The organism is Halomonas sp. 25-S5 (assembly GCF_029889845.1).
Classification (GTDB): Bacteria; Pseudomonadota; Gammaproteobacteria; order Pseudomonadales; family Halomonadaceae; genus Halomonas.
Map to the genome: position 1 here is coordinate 1 of NZ_JARANV010000098.1, position 553 is coordinate 553.

Annotated in this window: 1 protein-coding gene and 1 pseudogene; both read right to left on the reverse strand. The window is 60.6% G+C overall.

Translation table 11 applies throughout. The features are described 5' to 3' along the window. A pseudogene (locus tag OP498_RS18545) lies at nt 1-202 on the reverse strand (IS3 family transposase); the annotation flags it as partial. Between the two features lie 66 nt (nt 203-268). After that, on the reverse strand, nt 269-553 hold a 285-nt coding region (locus OP498_RS18550), incomplete at its 5' end, for a transposase domain-containing protein (protein WP_280554831.1).

A 553-nucleotide genomic window follows, 5' to 3' on the forward strand; every position in this document is an offset into this window, starting at 1 on the left:
GCTCGACCACCATTCGTCGACTGCCATAGAACGGACGGCGCGTGTAGATCTCGTCGAGCGCATGGCATAGTTCGAGGTCCAGGGAGGCCGGTGGCTTGGGTTTCTGCTGAGCATAAACCGTTGATCTGACGACACCTGCCAGCAGGCACTGCCGAGCCAGTGGCACCTCGTCCGCAGGATCGATCCAGCTGTGACGCGTCATGGCAGGTTGATCCCGGACTTTTTTTGGGCTCTTCGACGGTAAGCGGTCATTCCAGTACGTCTGGACTTACCCTTCGATGTCTGAGCGGAGAGGGGCGTCGGCAAACAGCGCCTTCCAGCAGCGCGGCGTCAGCTCGTCGACACGAGACGCCGGGTGAATGGCGATACGCTGCAACACATCGACCAGATAGGTGTAGGGATCCACCCCCTGCAGGCGGCAGGTGGTCAGCAGGCTCTGCAGGATACCGACATGCTCGGCGCCGACCTCGCTCCAGCAGAACATCCAGTTTTTTTTACCCATGGGAATGCAGCGCAGGCCACGCTCCAAGTGGTTGGTGTCGATCGGCACGTC